General features: G+C 66.6%; 15 protein-coding genes. 12 read left to right on the forward strand and 3 right to left on the reverse strand.

What is annotated here, in order from left to right; genetic code table 11:
• Positions 1–30 precede the first annotated feature (30 nt).
• From AC3WJI_RS07405 to AC3WJI_RS07415, 3 genes are all read left to right on the forward strand, one after another.
• Positions 31–1,611, forward strand: a complete 1,581-nt coding sequence (locus AC3WJI_RS07405) for a sulfotransferase family protein (RefSeq protein ID WP_492756615.1) — start codon at positions 31–33, stop codon at positions 1,609–1,611.
• A gap of 127 nt (positions 1,612–1,738) precedes the next feature.
• Positions 1,739–4,273, forward strand: coding sequence for a TonB-dependent receptor (locus AC3WJI_RS07410; RefSeq protein ID WP_492756616.1), 2,535 nt, complete (start codon positions 1,739–1,741; stop codon positions 4,271–4,273).
• A gap of 77 nt (positions 4,274–4,350) precedes the next feature.
• Positions 4,351–4,875, forward strand: a complete 525-nt coding sequence (locus AC3WJI_RS07415) for an ECF-type sigma factor (RefSeq protein WP_492756617.1) — start codon at positions 4,351–4,353, stop codon at positions 4,873–4,875.
• A gap of 3 nt (positions 4,876–4,878) precedes the next feature.
• Here AC3WJI_RS07415 and AC3WJI_RS07420 read toward each other — a convergent pair whose 3' ends face one another.
• The gene (locus AC3WJI_RS07420) at positions 4,879–7,293 is read right to left on the reverse strand and encodes a serine/threonine-protein kinase (RefSeq protein ID WP_492756618.1); all 2,415 of its coding nucleotides are present in this window, start codon (positions 7,291–7,293) and stop codon (positions 4,879–4,881) included.
• A 135-nt stretch (positions 7,294–7,428) separates the two neighbouring features.
• Here AC3WJI_RS07420 and AC3WJI_RS07425 point away from each other — a divergent pair, with 135 nt between their 5' ends.
• From AC3WJI_RS07425 to AC3WJI_RS07465, 9 genes are all read left to right on the forward strand, one after another.
• Positions 7,429–7,872 carry a hypothetical protein gene (locus AC3WJI_RS07425; protein ID WP_492756619.1) on the forward strand — a complete coding sequence of 148 codons (444 nt, stop codon included), beginning with the start codon at positions 7,429–7,431 and terminating at the stop codon, positions 7,870–7,872.
• 2 nt (positions 7,873–7,874) lie between these two features.
• Positions 7,875–8,423 (forward strand): hypothetical protein, encoded by a 549-nt coding sequence (locus AC3WJI_RS07430; RefSeq protein ID WP_492756620.1) that lies wholly within the window; start codon positions 7,875–7,877, stop codon positions 8,421–8,423.
• Positions 8,420–9,121 (forward strand): AprI/Inh family metalloprotease inhibitor, encoded by a 702-nt coding sequence (locus tag AC3WJI_RS07435; RefSeq protein WP_492756621.1) that lies wholly within the window; start codon positions 8,420–8,422, stop codon positions 9,119–9,121. The genes AC3WJI_RS07430 and AC3WJI_RS07435 overlap by 4 nt, the downstream gene beginning before the upstream one ends.
• A gap of 165 nt (positions 9,122–9,286) precedes the next feature.
• Positions 9,287–11,962 (forward strand): YadA family autotransporter adhesin, encoded by a 2,676-nt coding sequence (locus AC3WJI_RS07440; protein WP_492756622.1) that lies wholly within the window; start codon positions 9,287–9,289, stop codon positions 11,960–11,962.
• Between the two features lie 492 nt (positions 11,963–12,454).
• Positions 12,455–12,916 (forward strand): hypothetical protein, encoded by a 462-nt coding sequence (locus tag AC3WJI_RS07445; protein ID WP_492756623.1) that lies wholly within the window; start codon positions 12,455–12,457, stop codon positions 12,914–12,916.
• 91 nt (positions 12,917–13,007) lie between these two features.
• The gene (locus tag AC3WJI_RS07450) at positions 13,008–14,897 is read left to right on the forward strand and encodes an alkaline phosphatase family protein (RefSeq protein ID WP_492756624.1); all 1,890 of its coding nucleotides are present in this window, start codon (positions 13,008–13,010) and stop codon (positions 14,895–14,897) included.
• A 166-nt stretch (positions 14,898–15,063) separates the two neighbouring features.
• A complete protein-coding gene (locus AC3WJI_RS07455; protein WP_492756625.1) occupies positions 15,064–15,624 on the forward strand; it encodes a hypothetical protein in 561 nt (186 codons plus the stop codon).
• Positions 15,625–15,761: 137 nt separating this feature from the next.
• Positions 15,762–17,552 carry a LysM peptidoglycan-binding domain-containing protein gene (locus tag AC3WJI_RS07460; protein WP_492756626.1) on the forward strand — a complete coding sequence of 597 codons (1,791 nt, stop codon included), beginning with the start codon at positions 15,762–15,764 and terminating at the stop codon, positions 17,550–17,552.
• A gap of 8 nt (positions 17,553–17,560) precedes the next feature.
• Positions 17,561–18,184, forward strand: coding sequence for a hypothetical protein (locus AC3WJI_RS07465; RefSeq protein WP_492756627.1), 624 nt, complete (start codon positions 17,561–17,563; stop codon positions 18,182–18,184).
• Positions 18,185–18,203: 19 nt separating this feature from the next.
• Here AC3WJI_RS07465 and AC3WJI_RS07470 read toward each other — a convergent pair whose 3' ends face one another.
• On the reverse strand, positions 18,204–19,907 hold the full coding sequence (locus AC3WJI_RS07470) for a pectinesterase (protein ID WP_492756628.1): 1,704 nt from the start codon (positions 19,905–19,907) through the stop codon (positions 18,204–18,206).
• 241 nt (positions 19,908–20,148) lie between these two features.
• Entirely contained in the window at positions 20,149–23,328 is a 3,180-nt protein-coding gene (locus AC3WJI_RS07475) for a PAS domain S-box protein (protein WP_492756629.1), read from the reverse strand.
• Positions 23,329–23,400 lie beyond the last annotated feature (72 nt).

Genomic DNA, 23,400 nt, shown 5'->3' on the forward strand with positions numbered 1-23,400 from the left:
GCGGGCCGGTCGCGTGATCATCTAGCTGCGATGTTCGCGACGCGCTTCCCGCCCGATCTGATGGCCGCCGCGCTCGCGCTGCACGACAATCGGATTCCCGAGGCAGAGCGCGGGCTCAAGGCTTATCTCAAGCGCGACCCGTTCGATGCGCGGGCGATCCGCATGCTGGCCGAGCTGGCCGGCCGGATCGGGCGGCTCAAGGACGCCGAGAACCTGCTCCGCCGCGCGGTGGAGATCGCGCCGGGGTTCACCGCGGCGCGGGCCAATCTCGCGCTCGTCCTCTATCGCCAGAACCGCGCGAGCGAGGCGCTGGCGGAACTCGACCGACTGCTCGATGCCGAGCCCGATCACCCCGGCCACGCCAATCTCAAGGCCGCCACGCTCGGCCGGCTGGGCGCGTTCGAGGAGGCGATCACGCTCTACGAACGCGTGCTTGCTGAGGCGCCCAAGCAGCCCAAATTGTGGATGAGCTACGGCCATATGCTCAAGACCGTCGGGCGCCAGGCGGACGGCGTCGCGGCCTATCGACAGGCGATCGCGCTTTCGCCGTCGCTGGGCGAGGCGTGGTGGAGCCTCGCCAATCTGAAGACGGTCCGCTTCGACGATCGGGACATCGCGGCGATGGAAGCGGCGCAGGCCGATCCGGCGATCAGCGACGAGGACCGCTTCCACCTCGATTTCGCGCTTGGCAAGGCGTTCGAGGATCGCCGCGCGCCGGACCGCGCCTTTGCGCATTACGCCGCGGGCAATGCGCTCCGCCGAACCCAATTGGTATACGATGCCGACGAGACCGCGCGGTTCGTCGAAGACTGCATCGCGTTGGCCACGCCCGAATTCTTCTCCGATCGCGCCGGCTGGGGAAGTGAGGCGCGAGACCCGATCTTCATTCTCGGCATGCCGCGTGCTGGATCGACGCTGGTCGAGCAGATCCTCTCCAGTCACAGCGCAATTGAAGGTACTACCGAGCTCCCCGACCTTCCCGCACTTGCTCGGAAAATCCCGGATTATCCGCACGGCCTTACCGAACTCACCGCCGAACGTGCGCGCGCACTAGGCGACGAATATCTGCGCCGCACCGCGGTCCAGCGACGAACCGATCGCCCGTTGTTCGTCGACAAGCTGCCCAACAACTGGGCGCATGTCGTGCTGATCCGGCTGATCCTGCCCCATGCCACGATCATCGACGCGCGCCGCGAGCCGCGCGCCTGCTGCTTCTCCAATTTCAAGCAGCATTTCGCGCGTGGCCAGGCGTTCAGTTACGCGCTCGACGACATGGGGCGCTATTATCGCGACTATGTGCGGCTGATGGCGCATCTCGACCGCGTCCAGTCGGGGCGGGTGCACCGGGTGATCCACGAGGCGCTGGTCGCCGACACCGAGACCGAAGTGCGCAAGCTGCTCGAAGCGTGTGGCGTCGCATTCGAGCCCGCCTGCCTTGCCTTCCACGAGACCGAGCGCGCGGTGCGCACGGCCAGCTCGGAGCAGGTGCGCCAGCCGATCTTCACCGGCGGCGACCGCGCCTGGCGGCCGTTCGCAGAACATTTCGACCCCTTGATGGCCGCGCTCGGCCCCGTGGTCGATTGCTATCCCGAGGCGCCCGCCATCTCGTAACGTTGCAGAAACATCACGGTTGAAGAAGATCGCACATTTGCACTTGTGCAGCGATTGACGGCTGCTGCGATGCAGCACAGTCTCCGGTTACATTGATGTTACGCTGGGGGCCGCGATGATGATTTCAATGCGCCGTGCCGTGTTTTCCGGGCTGCTCGCTTCGACGGCGCTGACCTTGCCCGCCCTGGCCCAGGCGCAGGATACGCAGGGTTCCCCGCCGACCGACTTGCCTTCGGATCGCGACGAGATCGTGGTCACTGCGCAGAAGCGCGACGAGAATATCCAGTCGGTGCCGATCAGCATCCAGGCGATCGGCACGCGCAAGCTCGACCAGCTCAACATCTCGAACTTCACCGAATATACCCAGTTGTTGCCGTCAGTGGCGTTCCAGACGTCGCAGCCGGGCGTCACCACCGTCTATATGCGCGGCGTCGCATCGGGCGGCGACGGCAACCATTCGGGCTCGCTGCCCTCGGTCGGTTCGTATCTCGACGAGCAGCCGGTGACGACGATCGGCGGCACGCTCGACGTCCATATCTACGATATTGCCCGGATCGAGAGCCTCGCGGGGCCGCAAGGCACTTTGTACGGCGCGTCGAGCCAGGCGGGGACGATCCGCATCATCACCAACAAGCCCGAGACCGCCGGGTTCGAGGGCCGCGTCGATGTCGAGGGCAACACCGTCGCGCATGGCGGGCAGGGCGGCAAGATCGAGGGGATGATCAACACGCCCTTCTCGGACCGCGCCGCGCTCCGCGTCGTCGGCTTCTACCAGCGCGATGCCGGTTATATCGACAATGTGCCGGGCACGCGAACCTTTTGCGGCACCCCGACCTTCGATCAGAACGGCGACATCAACGGCTGCATCAAGGACGGAATCAGCGTCAAGAACGACGCCTTCGTCAAGGACGATTATAACGACACCGAGACCTGGGGCGGCCGCGCCGCGCTCAAGGTCGATCTCGACGAGGATTGGACGGTCACGCCGACCGTCCTCTATCAGGAGATGCGCAGCCACGGGACCTATGGGGCGGACCCGCAGGTCGGCGATCTCGAGGTGCAGCATTTCTACCCCGAATATCGCCGCGACCGCTTCATTCAGGGCGCGCTGACCATCGAGGGCAAGATCGGCAATTGGGACATGACCTATGCCGGCGCCTATCTCGACCGGCGGACGCATTCCTCGAGCGATTACACCGATTATTCCGAGGCGTACGATAATCTCTACGCCTCGGTCGGCGGGCTCGCCGGCTATTTCTATTACCAGGACAATGCCGGCAACACGATCGACCCGCGCCAGGTCGTTGTCGCCTCGGATCACTTCAAGAAGACCAGCCAGGAGCTGCGCGTTGCCTCGCCGTCCGAGGATCCGTTCAGGATCGTCGCGGGCATGTTCTACCAGCGCCAGTCGAACCTGATCCACCAGGACTATCAGATCCCGAACCTGGGCAGCGCCGTATCGGTGAACGGATCGCCGGGGACCTTGTGGCTCACCCAGCAGCACCGCGTCGACAAGGACTATGCGATGTTCGGCGAGGCGAGCCTAGACCTTTCCCCGAAGCTCACCTTCACCGCGGGCGCGCGCGCCTACATCTACGACAATTCGCTGATCGGATTCTTTGGGTTCGGGCGAAACCCGGGGGTCGATCCTGCCGACGGGCGGCCGTACACCGCGTCGCCATTCAACGCCGCAGGCAGTTCACGCACCGGTGTCGCCAGCTGCTTCCGCGTCGACGGCCGGACGCTGCGGGACGCCTATCTCGACGGCAGCGCGACCAATACCTTGCTGCCGGCAGTGGTCGCCGGCGGGCCGTGCACCAATCTCGCGACCTATGTCGGCGGCGAGCTGCGCCCCAAAAGGACCAGCGACCAGGGTATCACCTATCGCTTCAACCTGACATGGGAGCCCAGCGACGGGCTGCTCTTCTACGGCGTCGCGTCGAGCGGCTTCCGCCCCGGCGGGATCAACCGGCGCGGCGACGTCGCGTCCTACGGCACCGACGTGCTGTACAATTACGAACTCGGCTGGAAGACGACGCTCGCCGACGGCAAATTGCGCTTCAACGGCGCGGTATATCAGCAGAGCTGGAAGGCGTTCCAATTCTCGTTCCTCGGCGAGAACAGCTTCACGATCATCCAGAACGGCCCCGACGCGCGCATCCGCGGCGTCGAGATGGACGCCAACCTCGCGCTGGGCGGGCTCACACTCACCGCCGCGGGGTCGTACACCGACGCCAAGACACGCGAAGATCTGTGCGCGACGCAGACCTGCATCGGCGACGGCAGCGACGTGCTGGCGCCCGAGGGCACGCGCCTGCCGATCACGCCGCGCTTCAAGATCAGCGGCACCGCGCGCTATGCGGTCCCGATCGGAGCGGGCCGCGGCTATGTCCAGGGATTGGTCGCGCACCAGAGCTCGGCCTCGTCGGATATCCGCGTCCTGAAGGCGGCGGCGCTCGGCCGGATCGAGGCGTATACCACCGGCAACCTGGCCTTCGGCTTCGAGCTCGCGCACTACAATTTCGAATTGTTCGCGCAGAATCTGTGGGACGAGCGCGGCCAGATCTCGCGCTTCCAGCAATGCGGGGCGTGCGACCAGCGCTCTTATGCCGTGCCGATCACGCCGCGGACGATCGGGATCCGGGCGGGGGCGCGGTTCTGAACGACTGCGCGGGCTGACGCTGGCTCGTCTTTTCGATCCTCGCTATGGATTTGGACAGGATCTTCGAGGGGGCGAGGGTGGCGTCTGATACTGGACCGTTGGGATCCGAGGAACTGGTCCGCCTGCTTTATGAAGAGCTGCACCGCATCGCCGGGCGCGAGCATCGCCGCGCGGGCAGTCCGATGACGTTACAGCCGACCGCGTTGGTGGGGGAGGCCTATCTCAAGATGCAGGGGCGCCCCGAGTGGCAGAACCGCGCGCATTTCCTGGGCTGCGCGGCCACTGCCATGCGCCACATCCTGCTTGATGCGGCGCGCGCGCGGCTGCGAGCCAAGCGCAACGCACCGATGGCGAGCCTGACCGGCGCATTGGCGACGCTCGCCGCCGAACCTGCCGGGGACGCCGAAATGGTCCGGCTGGGAGAGGCGCTGGCCGAGCTCGGCCGGCGCGACCCGCAGCTTGCCAAGCTGGTCGACTGCCGGTTTTTCGCCGGGCTGGACGAGCAGGAGACTGCCGACGTGCTCGGCGTCACCGATCGCACCGTGCGCCGCTGGTGGATCCGCGCACGCGCGTGGATCCACGAAGAGATGGCACAGGACTAGATCCTAACGCAGCGCGCGGACCCGTGCGTCGACGCGCCGGATCGCCTGCAATCCATAGGCGCCGGCGGGGCCCATTGCGGTGAAGCCGGCAATCCCGCGTGCGACCGCAGCCTGCGCCGCGGGCTTGTCGCCGCGTTTCAGCGCAACCACCGCCTCGGTCAGCGCGAGTTGCGGAGCGAGCGGATTGGCGGGCGGCATCGCAGCGAGTGCTGCGCGCGCGCGGCTTAGCGCGGTCTCGGCGCCGCTGCCCTCGCCGAGCTCGGCGAGCGTCTGCGCCTCGGCCAGGTCGAGGACGATCACCGGGATCGAGCGCTCGCCGAGGAAGCGCACGGCCATCGGCCGTGCCTCGGCGATCGATATCCGTGCCTCGGCGAAGCGGTTGCCGGCGATCTGGGTCTTGGCGAGTTGGGCGAGATCGCTGGCGAGGCCAGGGGTCTGTCCGAACAGCCGGCGCCGGCGCGCCGCGACATCGGCGGCGATCTGCTCGGCGCGCGCGATATCGCCCTTGCGCAGCGCCCAGGCGCCGCGGAGCTGCTCGATGCCCAGGGTCTGGATCAGGTCGCGGCGGCCGGGCTGCGCCAGAGCGCGGTCGACACGGGCGAACACCTGCTCGAACTCGGCGAGGCGGTTGGCCTCGATGAGATAGACGAGCAGGTTGTTGTACCGCGCCAGCAACGCACTGTCGTTGCCGGCATAAGCGCGCTCGGCAGCGTCGAAATTCGTCATCAGCAATCCGATCGCCGTGTCGTAATCGCGGGCGCGGCGGGCAATCGCGGCGCGCGTGGCGAGCGCATCCTGGATGTCCGAGGCGTTGCGCTCGGGATCGGCGGCGAACACTTTGTCCGCCTGGTCGAGCAGAGGCGGGGCCTCGGCCCCGGCACCGATCGCGACTGCCGTATCGGCAAGCCGGATCTTGAGACGCGCAGTGAGGATCGGGTCGTCGGCGCCGATCCCGCGGGCGAGCGCATCCTTGGCGAGCGTATATCCGCCTTTGCCGTCACCCAGATTGACGTAGAGATCGACCAGCGAATTGACCGCACTGCCCGAGCGGGTGCTGCGATCGAGCGTCGCGAGCATGCGCAGCGCCGACTCGTCGAGCGTCTGCTTGAGCGTGAGATCGTTCGAATAGCCGCCCTGCGCAAACATCAGAGTCAGCGTCTGGACGATCGCGTCCGATCGGCGCGCCTCGGCCAAGGCAGCGTCGCGCTGGATCGCGGTGCGGTGGGCCTGGAGGGCGATGCCTGCGGCACCGAGCAGCAGGGCGACGAACACCGCCGCCACGCCCGCGACGGCGATCCAGTGGCGGCGTAGATAGCGGCTCAGTCGGTAACGCTGCGAACCCACCCGCGCACGTACGGGCTGCGCGGATTGATAGCGGCGCAAATCCTCGGCCATCGCCTCGACCGAGACATAGCGATCGAGCGGCTGGCGGCGCAGCGCCTTGAGCACGATCGCGTCGAGGTCGCCGCGCAGCCGGCTGGGCGCGATCGGCGCTTCCTTCGCGGCGAGGCGGCTGGGGGGCGGGGGCTCCTCGCTGAGCATGCGGCGGACCAAGGTCGGCAGCGAACTGCTCCCGCCGCTCCACGGCGTCGCTCCGGCGAGCAGCTTGTACAATACCAGTCCCAGCGCATGCACATCGGTAGCGACCGTCACCGGCTCGTGCGCCAATTGCTCCGGCGCGGCATAGTCCGGGGTCATCAGCGCGGCAGTCTGGAGCGTGTCGGCCCCCGCGCCCTCGTCGATCAGCTTGGCGATGCCGAAATCCAGTAGGTGCACCCGGCCGGCGGCGTCGACGAGGATGTTGGAGGGCTTGAGGTCGCGGTGGACGACGAGGTTGGCGTGCGCGAAAGAAACCGCGTCGCAGATATCGCGGAACAGCCGGAGGCGCTCGGCCAGGCTGCACTGGCGCTCAACGCAATATTGGTCGATCGCCAGGCCCTCAACATAGGCCATCGCCATCCAGGGCCGGCCGTCCTCGGTCAGCCCGCCATCGATCAGCCGCGCGATACCGGGATGCTCGAGCCGGGCGAGGACGCTGCGCTCGCGATCGAACAATGCCGCATTGGGCACCGAATCCAGCCGCAACAGCTTGATCGCGACGCGTTGCTCGAACGCCGCGCCGGCGCGGCGCGCGAGATAGACTTCGCCCATCCCGCCGCGGCCGATCAACCGCTCGATCGCGAAGGCGCCGATACGGGTGTCGGCGGCGAGACCCGCGGGTTCCTCGTCGGGGAGTTGCTCGGGCGGGGCATCGAGGATGCCGACCTGCTCGCTGCTGCGGAGCAATGCCCGCACGCGCTGGGCGATGCCCGGTTCGAGCCGCGCCAACGCAGCCTCGCGCGCATCGCCGCCCAACGGTTCGATCGCATCGAACGCGTCCGCCACGGCGGTCCAGGCCTCTGTCTCGCTCGTCGTCATTGGTTCCCCCCGATACCCCGTCGCATGTCTGCGCAAGAAAGAAGCCGTCGTCCAGTGTCCGGTTTGATGCGCCGATGCCGTTTGATCAGGCGAGGAGGCCGCGCGGCGATGCGCGGCCGAACGGGAGGACGTCAGATGTCGGTCTTACGGTTCGTTTCCGCCTGCGCGGCTGCCGCGCTCGGCCTGGTTGCAGCGCCTGCCGATGCGCAGGTCATCCTGCTCGGGGGCAAGTCGACGATCGGCGCCGATTCGGCATCGGGGCAGAGCATCCGCATCGTCTCGGCCAATTCGGGCGGTGCGCGCGTCTCGATCGACACCGATCCCGATGTCGCGCTGATCTGCGACGACAAGGCGGACAAGACGACCTGCTATGCCTGGGTGAAGACCGGATCGGTGATCCGCGTGTCGCTGCGCCGTCCGCCCAATCCGCGGACGCTGCCGGGACAGGGCGCGGCACCGGCATCGTGGCAATGGGCCTATGATTGCGCCGGCACCTCCGGTCCCGACTGCACCGTGACCATGAACCAGACGCGGACGGTCTTCGTCGATTGGGCAGCCGGCCCGAAGCGGGCGCTGTGATCATGGCCGGGATACCGAGAGGTGCCGCGCTGGGTGCGCTAGCGATGGCGCTGATGCTCGCCGGATGCGGCGGCTCGAGCGGTGCGGGGACCGCCGACACGGAAAGGACTGCGGGTGCCGCGACGCGCACTCGGTGGAATGCGCGCGATGCCTGCGCGTCGCTCGGCCGCGACGTTGCCGCCACCCTGGGCGGCGCGGCGGTCACCGGTACCGAGCTGAAGGAAATCTCGGCTGGGGGCGGAGGCCTCGCCGCAGTGTCGACATGCAATTTCACTTATGCCAACGGCGCGACGCTGATGATCCTCACCCGCGAGGCGCCCGATGCCGACGCGACGGCGATGGCGATCGAGAATGCTCGCACCGGCGGCGGGATCGCGCCGCCCGCCGATCCGGTGCCAGGCCTCGGCAAGGCGGCGTTCTGGAGCGACCCCCTCAAGCAGGCGCAATTGTTCATCGACGACCGCCGCTACGTCACGATCAACTTCTTCAAATTGCCCGCTGGGGACGATGCCAAGGCCCGATCGCTCGCCGTCGCGAAGGCGTTGCTGTGAGGCGGTGGACAGGCGCCACGATCGTCTCGGCGCTGATCGTGCCGGCGAGCCCGGCCTGGGCGCAGGCGCCGGAGATCGTCCGCGATATGGCAGGTCCGTACCAGATCGTGCCGACGGACGGCAGCCCGGCATGCGACATCCAGCTCACTGCCGAGCCGCTCGGCACGGCCTGGCGCGCGCGACCGCGACCCGAGTGCGCCGCGCGAGTCCGCGCCAGCGCGGCGGCGGTAGCGTGGAAGCCCGCCGACGGGATCGTGCTGCTCGACGCCAAGGGCAAGCCGGTGATGACTTTCGTCGAGGACGAGACCGCCTTGCCGAGCAGCCCGGATCTCCAGGCGCCGGCGCATTATCTGGTGCCGCGGATCGCCGGCTATACGCATCTCCCGCAATTGTCCGAGCTGGCCGGCAAGTGGACACTGCGGCGGCGCGGACGGACGCCGTGTCAGCTCACGCTCACGGCGACGCCGGCCTGGTCGAGCGCACCCAAGCGAGGCATCCGCTTCGGAGCGGGGTGCGCCGGGGTGCCGCTGCCGGGTCGCCTCGATAGTTGGTCGATGGAGGGGATGCAGATTCTTCTATCGGGTCCCAATGATGCGATGCTCGCGCTCGATCCCGTTTCAGATGACCGATATGTCGCCGACCCCGGGGCCTGGACCTTGTCGCGATCAGGTTCTGTCGAGACCGGCAAAGATAATTGATCTCGTCCTGTCCGGTTTTGACAAAAAATCCCGTTTCACTTTTCGACAACGGGGATGGCGGCTGAAAAATCACAGCTTTATCATGTCGCGCGCGGGCGTCGTGCTGCCCGCGGCCGACCATTTCTCGAACCGTCAAAGGAAATTGCAACATAAAGGGGATCATCCATGACCGTCATCCGCAAGACCAATCGCACCGTGCTGCGCGCGTTCGCTACCGTCTCCACCGCCACGCTCGCGCTGATGCTCGCCACCGGCGAGGCGCATGCGCAGAACGCCTTCTGTCGAGACGCCACGAACAACCCGACGGGCACGCTTTCGCCAGGCTCGGATGACAATGCCGTCTGCGGTGACGCGACGGTGAATGGCGATTCCAACGTGGCGATCGGCGAGGCGGCGAGTGTGGAGGGGCCGGGAGGCACCGCGGCGTTCGGATCGGTGGCGATCGGCTATTCGGCGGACGCACTCGCCAGCACCTCGGTTGCAATCGGCGCGGTGACCGAAGCGAGCGGCGCGAGTTCCACCGCCTTGGGCTTTGGCGCACGGGCCGTCGGCGTCGAATCGCTGTCACTGGGGCTGGTTGCGCAAGCATTCGGCGACCAGTCGATCGCGATGGGCCAGGTCGCCGTCGCCGACGGCGATTCGGCGATCGCGATCGGCCGTGCCGCGAACGCGCAGGGCAATTTCTCGATCGTGATGGGCGACGGTGCCAGCTCGACCTCGAGCGACAACATCATCATGGGTCGCGACGCCAGCGGCACCGCTTATGGCTCGATCGCGATGGGCTATCTTGCCACCGCCGGCGACCAGGCGATCGCGCTCGGTTTCGGCGCGGATGCGACCGGGCGCAACGCCTCAGCATTCGGCCTGATTTCGGCTGCCACCGGTGACTACAGCACCGCGATCGGGCAGGGTACGCAGGCGAGCGGAGAAGCATCGGCCGCTTTCGGCTACGGCGCAACGAGCAGCGGCGCGGGCGCGATTGCGCTAGGCGGCGCGCTCAGCGGGGTGCCGATCCTGACCACGGCGAGCGGCGAGGGCAGCGTGGCGGTCGGCTCGACGGCCACTTCGTCGGGGCTCGGATCGGTCGCGGTCGGCGCGGGTTCCAGCGCAGTCGATATCGACGCGGTGGCGCTGGGCCGCAACGCGTCCGCCGCGGCGTTCAACGCGACGGCGCTCGGCGCCGGCGCGAGCGCCAACCAGTCGGGCACCGCGGTCGGCCAGAACAGCGTCGCCAATGCGTTCGGCAGCGTCGCGGTGGGTCTCGGCGCATCGGGCAGCAATCAATATGACGTGTCGATGGGCTTTCTCGCCGCCGCCAGCGGCGGACGCTCGGTCGCCTTGGGCCTCAGCGCCACCGCCTCGGGCGCCGACTCGGTCGCGATCGGGGGCCAGGGCTCGGGTGGCGGCAACGCTACCGTCGCCTCAGGCGCACGCGCGTTCGCCGGCGGATCGGCCGCGGCGGCGGAAGCCGATGACAGCGTCGCGCTCGGCAACAATGCCCAGGTCGGCGCGGCGGCCACCAACGCCGTGGCGCTGGGCGCCAATTCGGTCGCGGACCGGGTGAACAGCGTATCGGTCGGTGCGGTGGGCGCCGAGCGGCAGGTGACCAATGTCGCCGCAGGCACCGCAGGAACCGATGCGGTCAACCTGACCCAGCTCAACGCCGTGGCCGCGACCGCCAATACCGCACTCGCCAATGCCGCGACGGCGCAGTCGACGGCCGACAATGCCTTGGCCGCCGCAACTGCGGGTGGCGCTACTGCCGACCAGGCGCTGCTCGCCGCCAACGCCGCGCAGGGCACCGCCAACACCGCGGTCGCCAACGCGGCTACCGCACAAGGCACCGCGAACACGGCACTCGCCAACGCTGCGACGGCACAGGGCACCGCGAACACCGCGCTCGCCAACGCTGCGACGGCGCAGGGCACCGCCAACACCGCGCTCGCCAATGCCGCGACCGCACAAGGCACTGCCGACACCGCGCTAGCCACTGCAAATACCGCATCGGCGAACGGCGCCTATTTCCGCACCAACATGACCGGCCCCGGGCCGCAGGCGACCGGCGCGCAATCGATCGCGGTGGGCAGTAGCGCAGTCGCCGGCGGAGAATCGTCCGTAGCGATCGGCAACGGCGCCAAGGCAGCCACCGGCCAGGCCGTCTCGATCGGCGCCGGCAACAGCGCGAGCGGCAACGGCGCCGTGGCGATTGGCGACCCCAACACCGCGACCGGGCAGGGTGCGGTCGCAATGGGTCGCAACAACACCGCGACCGGTCAGGGTGCGGTGGCATTGGGCAATCAGAGCACGGCCAACGGCGCCTCCGCCGTGGCGCTGGGCGACGGCGCCAATGCCGGCGCAGCGGGCAGCGTGGCGATCGGGCAGGGCGCGGTGGCGACACGCGCCAACCAGGTGGCGGTGGGATCGACTGCGTCGACCTACACCATGTCCGGGATCAATTCCGCGGCCAGCCGGGCGGCGCAGCAGGGCGCGCTCAGCCTCGTCACCAGTGACGCGGCCGGCAATCTCGCCACGACGACGCTCGACCTGACCGAGCTCGGGACGCTCGGGGGCCGTATGACGCGCGCGGAAGGCCGGATCGACACAGGGCTCCGCCGCGCCAATGCCGGCATCGCAGCGGCAATGGCGCTGGGCGGCACGACCATCCCCGGCGACATGAACGTCGCAGTGTCGTTCAACCTGTCGACCTATCGCGGCGAGCAGGGCTTCTCGGGTGCCGCGGTCGCCCGGGTCGACGACCATGTCTGGGTCAGCGGCGGCGTGGCGGGCTCGACCGTCAAGGGCTCGACCGGCGGCCGCGTTGGCATGACCTTCGGCTGGTAGGCGCCGGCCAGGGCCGCGCACGATCCCGGCGCGGCCCTGGTTTCTTCCATCTCCGAGCGCGCCTGCGACGGTTGCCGTCGCGGGCGCTTTCGTTTGTCAACTCAGGCGCGCCTTGAAGCGACCATATTGGAGCAGTTCGGGCGGCTGACCGATGCAGAAACCCGCTATGCGAGGTGGATGGCCAACCCGCTGATCTTCCCCGAGGGTGCCGCATTGCTGTGACTTCGCGCAAACGTGCCGACCGTGTGCAGGCTGGCTTCATTTTAGGTATATGATAAAAACGTAGTTAATGCCTATTACTGCTGGCATGATTGAGGCGATACTGTTCTATCCTACTAGCGAATCGCAATATAATAGTATACTTCATCAATATCACGACATTCAATTAATAATCTTTAATTCGCTGGACAAGTGAATCTCGGTTTGGGTCGCCATGATGATAGCGCGTTCCTATTCGGGAGCGTGTATTTATGTGCAACGCAGGAGGATTATATGAGCAGTGTCGGAACAGCTGATTTTCAAGGCGATTGCGGCGAATGCACGGATGGCTATTACACGGCCACTTCGCAAGGCGGAATGCAGCCCGGCCAATCGGCGACGGTAAACGGCAATTCTCCGCAGAATTGCGTCATCGCGAATGACGGCGGGACGGTCTTCGCGATCGAATTGCAGGAAGTCGCCGGTATTTATGATTTCCAGGTCCGCGTGGATGCGCAGGGGCCGAGCGGCCCGTTCAGCGGATCGATGTATCTTGCATTCCAGGATCTGACGGGCGACGTTTATTATCTCAGCATCTTCTCGTCGAAGCGCGAATGGCACGAAGTCTCGTACAACAGCAGTTCGGGCGCCATCTCCAAGATCTTCTGGAGCGACGACTCGTTCACCGTCGACGGCGGCGATGCGAGCCGCCCCAAGCCGCAATATCAGGTGGTGACGCCGGCTTCGTCCAGCTGATCGTCCCATGCAGGGCGTGGTCGCGGCGTTGCCGCGGCCGCGTCCCGCTGTCTTCGCTGCTTCCCAACTCCCAGCCAGGAGCGTCCCTGCGATGCCCACCAACGTCTATGTCGCGAATTCGCTGACCGCCGCGCTGTCCGCCACCACCCAGATCTCGCCCGCGCTCAGCAGTTCCTACTGGTCTGCGCCGAGCGGCAGCGCCAACGTGCCGGACGGCGGCGGCAACACCGAGCTCTACTGGATCGACCGCAACGAAGGGATCAGCGACGGCAAGACCTGGGTCGTCACGTCGGCCGTCACCGTCGGCGGCACGCCGGTCGCGCTCGAGGTGCAGCTGACCGGCACCTTCGCCAGCAGCGACATCGCCATCCAGATCTCGGCCGGGGACAACAATACCGGCTGGCAGACCAGCAACACCCGGCTCGTTTTCGCCGGCGCCGACGGGCAGAATTATACGGTCGTCGGCAGCTACGTCTCCGACGGGGTCTATAACGACGTCGTTTTCGCGGTGAGCGAGCAGCAGCAGGGCACGATCCTGCCGCAGATCGAGCATGTCGTCGTCCTGATGATGGAGAACCGATCGCTCGATAATCTGCTCGGCTGGATCTATCCGTCGGGTGAGACGCCCGCGCAGGTGCTGCCGGCCGGATCTTCCGCCACCTATGACGGGCTGCAGCCGTCCTTCTCGAATAGCGACCCGAGCGTCAATGGCGGGCAGCCGGTCCACGTCACCAACGGCACCACCGACTGGCCCGAAGGCGATCGGACGATCACCCAATGGTTCGTGCCGAGCCCCGATCCGGGCGAGGAATTCGACCATGTGACCACGCAGATATCGAACAACATGGGCGGTTTCCTGACCGATTACGTCTCGCAGCAGGCCGGCACGCCGGCGGAGCAGATCATGCAATGCTACAGCGTCGCGCAAGTGCCGATTATCAGCACGCTGGCGACGTCGTTCGCGGTATCGGACGCATGGTTCTGCTCGGTCCCCAGTCAGACCTGGCCGAACCGCGGCTTCGTGCAGACCGGGTCGTCCGACGGACGCATCAACAACGACGATTATGTGCCCTGGGACATCACGACGGTATTTGACGTGTTCGGTGCCAACGGGCTGTCATGGATGGTGTACAATGACGGCGTACTGCCGTCGCTGACCAAGGTGATGTTCGCCGCCAAATACATCACGAATGACACCAATTTCGCCGGCATCCCCCAATTCCAGAGTGCCTGTGCGCAGCAGGATTCCGCGCCCGCCGCGCAGAAGCTGCCGGCGTTCAGCTTTGTCGAGCCCAATTTCGGCACCCAGGGCGTCGACGAGAGCTATCATCCGCCGCACGACGTGCGCCCGGGCGAGCAATTCCTCGCGACGATATACGACGCGATCCGGCAGAGCCCCTATCGCGACAAGATCCTCTTCATTCTGCTGTTCGACGAGCATGGCGGGACCTACGACCATGTCGAGCCGCCGAGCGGCGCGCAGCCGCCGGCGCCGGGCGCGGTATCGAGCGACGAGAATTTCCATTTCGATCGCTTCGGCGTGCGCGTGCCCGCGATCGTCATGTCCTCCTGGGTGACGCCGGGCACGGCGTTCCGCAGCGACACCGCGGTGCCGCTCGACCATACCAGCGTGCTCGCCACCCTCCGCGACTGGCAGGGACTGTCGGCCGCCTTCGCCGCCAGCCTGCCGAGCCCGCGCATCGCCGCCGCGCCCAACCTCGCTTTCGTGCTGAACGCGACCAGCCCGCAGGCATGGCCGTCGCTCCCCGCCGCCCCGGCCGCGCTGGCGGTCATCCCCGAGCCGGACGACAGCGAGCCGCTCAACAGCGTCCAGCAAAGCGTGCTGATCGGCGCATCGGGACTCGCCGCGGGCCGGCCGATCACCGCGCCCGAGGCGATCGCGGCGCGCGCGCGGCTGCAGACGCACGGCGACGGCCGCGCCTTCTTGATGGCGCTGCAGCCGCATTTGCCGATGCGGTGAACGATTAGGGTATGCCGCCGTGAGCTGCCTGGTCCGGAGGGTCGTACAGCGGACCGGCAGCTAGCGCCCTATTTCAGACATTCGGCAATCGCGCCTGAGCGTCCGAAAGCAGCCATGGTCCGGCAGTGCAGCTCGGGCTAGCCTTGGGCAGACGGAGGATAGCTGAATGTCGAAAGATCGCCCTTTTGAAGGGCTGCGAATAGTGGGGTTCGCAACGTTCGCAGCCATCGCTTACGGCGTTTTGCACGATCAGGTCACCGCGCACCTATGCGTCGAGTATTTTACGATCGCTCATCCTCCGGTGTTCCCTACGGACTCACCCTTCTTGCTGGCGATAGGGTGGGGGATCATCGCGACGTGGTGGGTTGGTTTACCGTTGGGCATCGCGCTTGCGCTTGCTGCTCGACTGGGCCGTTCCCCGCGCCTCGCGCTCATCGAACTGCGTCGTCCCATAATCCTATTGATGCTCACGAGCGGCACACTCGCGCTTATTGCCGGGCTCGGAGGAGCGCTATTGGTCGCGTTTGGCGTCGCCGGGGTACCGGGAGGCTGGGGCGCTATCATCCCGCCCGCCAAGCATGCGGCGTTTTCGGCCGACGCGTGGGCTCATTTGGCGAGCTATGCCTCCGGCGCTGTTGGCGGCCTCATTCTGATCGCTCACACGGCATGGAGGCGTCGCAGGATGCCGGCCCCCGACCTACCGATTTCTCAAGCAGACGGTCGGTAATCCAGCGGTATCCGTCTTCCCGACCTTCGCGCCGCTAGCGGCGTCCTCAATTCAACGCCTAGTCGATCCGATGATGGGGCGCCCGTTCAAGGCGTCGTATTAGAAGGCAACCGCAGACTGGAAGAGTAGGTCCGATCATGTTGCAAGCAACCGCAACCACCCGTACCGGCAACGAAGGTTCGAGTAGCACGCCGACGACTCCGACGCAGGAAAGCGCGACACAGCCGCTCGATCGGCTGATGGCGGGCGCTTCGCCGCTCGATCGGCTGGCGCCGCCGCCGAGCTACACGGTCAAGTCGGGCGACACGCTGTCGAAGATCGCCGAAAAGTTTGGCACCGACTGGCAGACCCTCGCGCGGATCAACGGGATCAGCAATCCCGACCGGATCTCGACGAACCAGACTATTCGCCTGCCCGGCCATGCTGCTAGCACGCACACCGTGCACAGCGGCGAGACGCTGTCGGGCATTGCGGCGCGCAACGGCACCGATGTCGCCACTCTTGCGCGGATCAACGGGATCGAGAACCCCAATCTCATCCGCCCCGGCCAGGAACTCCGGCTCAGTGGCGGCGCGTCGGCGCAGGTCGAACGCACCCAGCAATCGGGCCGCACCGAGAACCGAGCGACCGTCCAAGCCGATGCCAATACCCAGGTGCGGCTGGGCAGCGTTTCGGAGCGCTACGAAAGCGGCGGCCGCGGTCCCGGCACGGTTTCGAGCGGGGCGGGCGATCCCGGCGGCGTCTCATACGGCGTCTACCAGCTGTCCTCCAATGCCGGCACGCTCCAGTCGTTCCTGCGCCACGAAGGTGCGCAATGGTCGGCCGAGCTGGGCAACAATGTCGGCAGCGAGAGCTTCAATGCGCAGTGGCACGCGATTGCGGCGCGCGATCCGCAAGGCTTCCGCGATGCGCAGCACGCCTTTATCCAACGCACGCATTACGAGCCCGCAGTGACGAGCGTACGCGAGTCGACCGGGCTCGACATCAGCACCCGCCACGTCGCCGTGCAGCAGGCAACCTGGTCGAGTTCGGTCCAGCATGCTCGTGCGCCGCAATTGCTCGAGGCGGCGATCCGTCGCACCGATCGCGAGGTCGGGCGCGACTCGCCGAATTACGACCGGACCTTGGTTTCCAACATCTATGCCGAGCGCACGACCTATCTGCAGGGTCTCGCGGCCAGCGGGCGCTACAGCCGCGCCGAGGCGAACCAGCTGATCTCGATCACGCAGAACCGCTATCCCAATGAGCAGCGCGACGCGCTCGCCTTGTTCGATCGCCCGGCGGCGGCCGCGAATGCCGGCGGCAACACCCGCGTGGAAGGCAATGCTGTCGTCAACCCCCGCACCGGCGCCGAGTTCGCCAACGTGATCAACAGCTCGGGCGATGCACAGGCGCGCGCCGATCTCGCGGCGGGCCGCAAGGTCCTGGTCGCGGTGCGCAGCGACTCGTCGACGAATGCCGGCAGCGGCCGCGGCGAATATAACGACACGATCGCCCTGGTCTCGCGCCAGGCGGACGGGAGCTACCGCGCGCAGGTCTTCCAGGGCAATACCGAGCCGGCCGGCATGTACGCCGCGCGCGGCTATGGCAACGACGTCAATGGCGACGGCCGCAAGGAGCTGGGCCGGCTGGTCGAGGGCAATTACCGCTACGAGCTGCAATCGGGTACGTTCGCGGGCAATCGCTTCTTCCGCGCGACCGAGACCCAGGTGGCGCTTCGCGACAGCAATCATGACGGCCGCTTTACCAGTGCCGACACGGTCGACCGCACCGGTGCCGGTCGCTCGATGCTGATCCACCAGGGCGGCAACAGCTCGACCGGCTCGGCCGGCTGCCAGACGCTGCGTCCCAGCGATTTCAACGCGCTGCTGACCGGCCTTGGCCGCCAATCGAGCTTTAGCTATGTGCTGGTGAACGCCAGCCGATAGGATCCCGCATGCGCCTCGTCTTCGCTCCCTTGCTGTTGCTCGCGGCGTGCGGCGCTGCGGAGAGCGACGGGGCAGGGGAGCGCCAGCCGCCCATCGCCGCTGCGGTGAACCGTGCCGATCCGGTGCCGGCGAAGCCGGTGGCGGCGCCGTCGCCGGCGGCGGCCAGCCCGGAATGCGATCCCGGCGCGCCCGAGAGCCCGTGCCAGATCGTTGGCAAATGGCGCGTGACCAAGGTCTACAATCCCGCGAACAAGGACCCGCTCGCCGACGAAATGGGAATGGTCGGGTCGACTTTCACGGTGACCGGCAACGACGATGCCTCGGGGACGATCCGCTGGGACGGTCCCGACAACGGGCAGTTCGATCATAGCGACGTCTGCACCGGACCCTATCTGAGCGCCGCCGCGACGCCGCGCGCGGACTCGTCGCGCGCCACGCTCGCGGCGGCCCTGAAGGCGTGGAGTGTGCGCGGCGACGCCAGCAAGGCGCGCCATCTCGGCTGCGACCAGGGCCATTGGGCGGTCCCGAGCGATCCGAGCGGCAAATGGTTCGGCCTGGTCCTGCCGATGGCGCGCCAGCTGGCGTTCGAATGGTTCGACGAGCGCATCGTGCTCGCCGAGCGGGTCGGCTGACTCGCCTCAGTTACTGCGCTCAGGGCTGCGGGTTCCAGCCGACATTGCCGTTCCACTGCGCGAAGACCTTGGCGCGGGTATTGAGCACCGAGAGGTCGGCGGCGCTGGTCGCATAGCGCGTCTCGCGCGCGCTGAGCGGCAGCGGCGCCCCGGCGGCGGTGAGCGAGCCGCTTTCGCGCCAGCCCTCGCGTGCGGTCGGCAGCAAATTGGGCACCGGATTGATGAACCAACCCGTCGGCGCGACATGGTCGCCCATCCGGACCCCGACGAACGCGACATTGTCGCAATATTGGTTGGCGTTGCCCGGCGAGCCGCCGCCCAGCGCGAGCATCGTCGTGCAATAGCCCTGGGCCTGCGTCACGCCGCCCGAGCGCGCGAGATACGTGGACCCGCCCGGCACGCCGCTCGCCGCGGTGAGCGTGCCGCCGAGGACCACGAACCCAGGATAGCCCTTCGCCCCGCGCGACTGGAAGATGTAGCCGCCCGAATTGGGCGCGGTCGGATCGAAAACGGTGCGCAATTCGCTGTTCTCGATCGCCATCGCATAGGGATAGCCCCAGACGAAATCGACATCGCCGGCGATCAGGCTGTTGTAGATCCACACCCAGCCTTTCATCTGCAGCGTGTCCTGCGTGCCGATGAAGTTCATGTCGGTGCCGATGAAGCGCGAGCCGTTGAGGTTGGCGGAATTGTAGTAGATCACTTCCGCCTGACTGTTCTGCGTGGCGTCCTTCGCGTGGGTGCTCACCATCGAGAAGTTGGTCAGCTTGATCAGGTCGCCGCCCTCGATCAGCATGAGTGCCCGGCCGCCGCCCAGCGCGAGGCGGTTGCCCAAGGCCGCAGCGCCGCCAATATTGCTGAAGGTCGTGTTCGGCGTCGCGCGGCTGCCGCCGGTCCCGGGATTGAACGCTTCCCAATTGCCGTTCTGGATGATCGTGGCACTTCGGCTCTCGCCGGCGATCGTCAGGTTGCTGACGTTGCGCAGGAAGAGCTGCTCGTCATAGATCCCGTTCTTGATCGTGATCGTCTTGGCCGCCGCGGCGCCGGCGCAGGAGAGGCACCCGGTCGTCATGACATAATCGAGCGCGCCCTGCACCGAGCGGAAGTCCGCCGCGCCGTCGTCGTCGACGGTGATGCTGGTCGTCGCGGTCGGCGCCGATTTGGTGCGAAAGGTCCATTCGGTGGTGCCGGCGATGCCCGGGAAGCTGCCCGCGCCGCGGAACGGCCCGTTGAACGCCGACTGGTCGATCTGGACATAATAGGACGTGTCATAAGCGAGCACATTGTCGTGCAGCTTGATCGACACCGTGTTCCCGGTGATCCGGATCGGCCGGTAATAGGTGTAGCGATATTGCGTGAGGCTGGGCACGCCGTTGCCGATCTTGTCGATCTCGGTGTTGGGGGCGCCGATCGCGCCCTGCGTCTCGCCGCCTGCGACGACGACGTTCGCCGACGTGTCGATCTTGTCGACCAAGGTGCCGTCGCTCTTGTACACGCGGATCGTGCCGATCCCGGTCACCACCGGCGCGCCGTCGAAGGTCAGCTTGAGCAAGGTGTCCTTATACGCCGCGGTCTCCCCGACGGCGGGCAACAGGCCTGCGCCCGATGCGCCTGGCGTGGGGGTAGGGGCGGGGGTGACGACGGTACCGCCATCGTTCCCGTTGCACCCGGCCAATGCCAGAATCAACGCAAACCCCGACGTCGCGGCGCGTACTTTCATCATCGCTCTCCCCCTGATGGTCAGGTTGACCTGATCCATGCGTTATGGCGCGCATGTTGATACCGGTGTCAGGCGCAGTCAAGCAGAAGATTGCCGTGTGATTTGTGGCTAAGTTCTGGAGAATCAATCGCGAACATAAAGGACGAACGGTGGAACGCCGTTCGCTGGAGGGATGGGTTCTCCCGTCCAGGAGGTGACACCGATATCATCGCCGGCGCACGCAAAAGTCCGCGCGGACGCCCGGTCAGACGGCGAGCAATTTCCGGCAGAGCCGCCTGACCTGTTCCACGCGTTCTTCGCGCGCCCAAGTCTCGAGCCCGATATCGAGCTCGCTTGCCAGGTCACCGAGCTTCTTTTCGCCGAACATGCCCGCCGTTCCGGCCAGCTGGTGCGCGAGCGATTTCAACTCGCTGCTGACTGCATCGTCGAGCTCGCCCGCCTCGACAGCGGCGGCGATCCGCTGAAGCGTCGTATCCCTGCGCGTGCGATAGCGCTCCGCTAGCGACGGCTTGGGCGTCGCCGGCGCAGCGCACGTGACCGGCACAGTCTCGCCCGCCGCCAACAGCCGGCTCAGCACCCGCTCCAGCTGCTGCTCGTCGAGCGGCTTGGTCAGCTGGTCGTCCATGCCGGACCGGCGGCAGCGCTCGAGATGCGCGGTCTGCGCGCTGGCGGTCAGCGCGACGATCGGCAGCTTCGCACACGGCAGCGACGACGCACGGATCGTCTGCGTCGCGGTAAAGCCGTCCATCACCGGCATCTGGCAATCCATCAGCACCAGGTCGAAGGCGCCGTTCAGCACCGCCTCGACCGCTTGTGCACCGTCGCACGCTAGCGAGACATCAAAGCCGTAGCGTGACAACGTCGCCAGCATCAGGTCTCGGTTGAGATCGACGTCGTCGACGACGAGGATGCGCTTGCCCGCGAAGCCGAGCCTGTCGCGCGACGAGGGGTTGGCCTTTGCTTCTTCCGGCGCGGCTTCGCACAACGGCACTTCGAACCAGAAGGTCGATCCGCCGCCCAGCGTGCTCTCCACGCCGATCGTGCCCTGCATCAGCTCGATCAACTGGCGGCTGATCGCGAGGCCGAGGCCGGTGCCGCCATAATGCGAGGCGACCGATGGACCTGCCTGGACGAAGCGATTGAACAGCGCCTCGGCGCGCTCGGGTGAGATGCCGGGTCCGGTGTCGCGGACCTCAACGCGGAGTCGGGGATCACTCCTGCTCCCGGTCGCCCAAGTCGTCAGCGTCACCGCGCCTTCCTGCGTGAATTTGACCGCGTTCGACAGCAAATTGAGGATCACCTGCCGGAGCCGGCCGTCGTCGCCGCGCACCCAGCCGGGCACGTCGGACCCGATCAAGGCCCGCAGCTGAACGTCCTTCGCCGCGGCCTGGGGTTCCATCAGCGCCACGGTCTGGCGGATGAAGCCATGGAAATCGAACGGACCGTAATTGAGTTCGAGCGCCGCGGCCTCGAGCTTGGAGAAGTCGAGGACATTGTCGATGACGCCGCGCAGCGCCTGGCCGGCATTGTGGATCAGGCGCACCCGACGGCGGGTCTCGTCGCTGAGCTCGGGGGCCTCGTCGAGTAAGCGCGAGAAGCCGATCACGCTGTTGAGCGGCGTCCGCAGCTCATGGCTGACATTGGCCACGAAATCCGATTTCGACTTCACTGCCTGCTCGGCCTTGAACGTCGCTGCGGCCAGCGCGTCTTCGCGGCGCTTGCGATCGGTGACGTCGCGCACGACGTCGATGAAGCCGGTCATCGCCTCGTCCTGCGCGTCGTGAAGGATGCCGATGCTCGATTCGAGCCACACCCATTCGCCGTCTGGGCGCTGCGATCGCCAGCGGACGCGATCGGCCGTGCCTGATCGGAGCAATGCGCCATATTGGCGGCGAAGCGCAGGCAGATCCTCGGGATGGACGAAATCGAAGGCGCGCTTGCCGATCAACGCCTCCGGATCGAGGCCAACAATCTTCTCGCACGAGGGCGAAATGAAGGTGATGCGGCCCTCCAGGTCGGTCGCGGTGATCATGTCGGTGGAGTTTCGCGCCATCAGGCGATAGCGGTTCTCCGCCTCGCGCTCGGTGGTCAGGTCCTCCACCTGCGCGATGAAATGCGCGGGATTGCCATCCTCGGCCTCGACCATCGAGACCGAGAGGCGAGCCCAGACGCTATGCCCCCGCTTATGGATATAGCGTTTGTCCAGCTTGTAGCTGCTGACTGCGCCCGAAATCAGGTCCGCTAGACGCGCGAGGTCTGCGTCAAGGTCGGCATGGTGCGTGAGTGTCTGGAAATCCAGCGTTGCGATCTCGTCCACCGAATAGCCGACGATCCGCGCAAACGCCTCGTTGACTCGTAGCAGCGTGCCGTCGAGCGCCACCAGCGCCATACCGATCGGAGCATGATTGAAGGCGTTTTCGAACTGCTCCGTGCGTTTGCGCCGCTCGGAGATGTCGTGCAGCAGGGCCGTGAATTCCCAACCGTGTTGCAGTCGTGCGGCGTTGATCGCGAGTTCAACCGGAATCCGCTTGCCGCTGCAGTGCAGCGCCGTGACTTCGATGCGCTGGCCGACCAGCGACCCCTCGCCGGTCTCGACATAGCGGCGCAGCGCCAGCACGTGCATCGGACGAAGTTCGGGAGGAACAATCAATTCGGCCAAGTCGCGCCCAATTGCCTCGGTCTCCGACCACCCGAATGTCAGCTCTGCTTGGCGGTTCCAGCAGGTGATGATGCCTTCGCCGGTCATCGTGACGATCGCCTGGTGCGCGTTCTCGATGATGGCCGCCAGCCGTTGCTCCTTCGCGCGCAGCGACGCTTCGAGCGCGATCCGCTCGCCGACCTCGTGGGACAAAGCGAGCGCGGCCTGGGTGCGCTCGTCGAGGCTTCGCTCGGTGGCGGCGAAGCGCAGTTGCTTGCGCATCTCCGCGGAGAGCGCGGCGGTGACCAGGCGCAGCGCCTGAACATCGTCCTCGCCAAACCCGTTCGGCTGATCCCAACAGATTTTCACGACGCCTGCTGCTTCTCCTGCACAGATCAGCGGTGCGCAGACCATCGAGCGGACGCCGGTGCGCTCGCATGCGTCCCGATCGACCCGCGGATCGGTTAGGGTGTCAACGCAAATGAGCAACTCGCCGGAATCCACGCACTGCCCCGAAAGGCTGCCTTTGCGGGGGATGCGAAACCCTTGGAACTGCTGCAGCGCAGGGCTGGTCGCCTCGCACACCAGCCAATCGCCATCGATCAATTCGATAACCACGCCGGTCGCGGCGACCACCGATTCGAGTTCGGCGACCACCATCTGCATGAAGTAATCGAGGTCGAGATCGATTTCCGCAAGGCGAGTTTGGGCGAGCGCGAGCCGCTCCAGCCTCCGCGCCTTGTCGCTCGGTGATGCCGAGCGCTTAGCATCTAAATTCGATCCCATTTTCCGATACTTCCGACTGGGCAGCGTAGGCGAGGCGATAGGTCCCGTTGGTGAATGGGGCGGTAAGGTCGA

The sequence above is a fragment of the Sphingomonas sp. FW306-1B-B10E genome, from assembly GCF_058782005.1.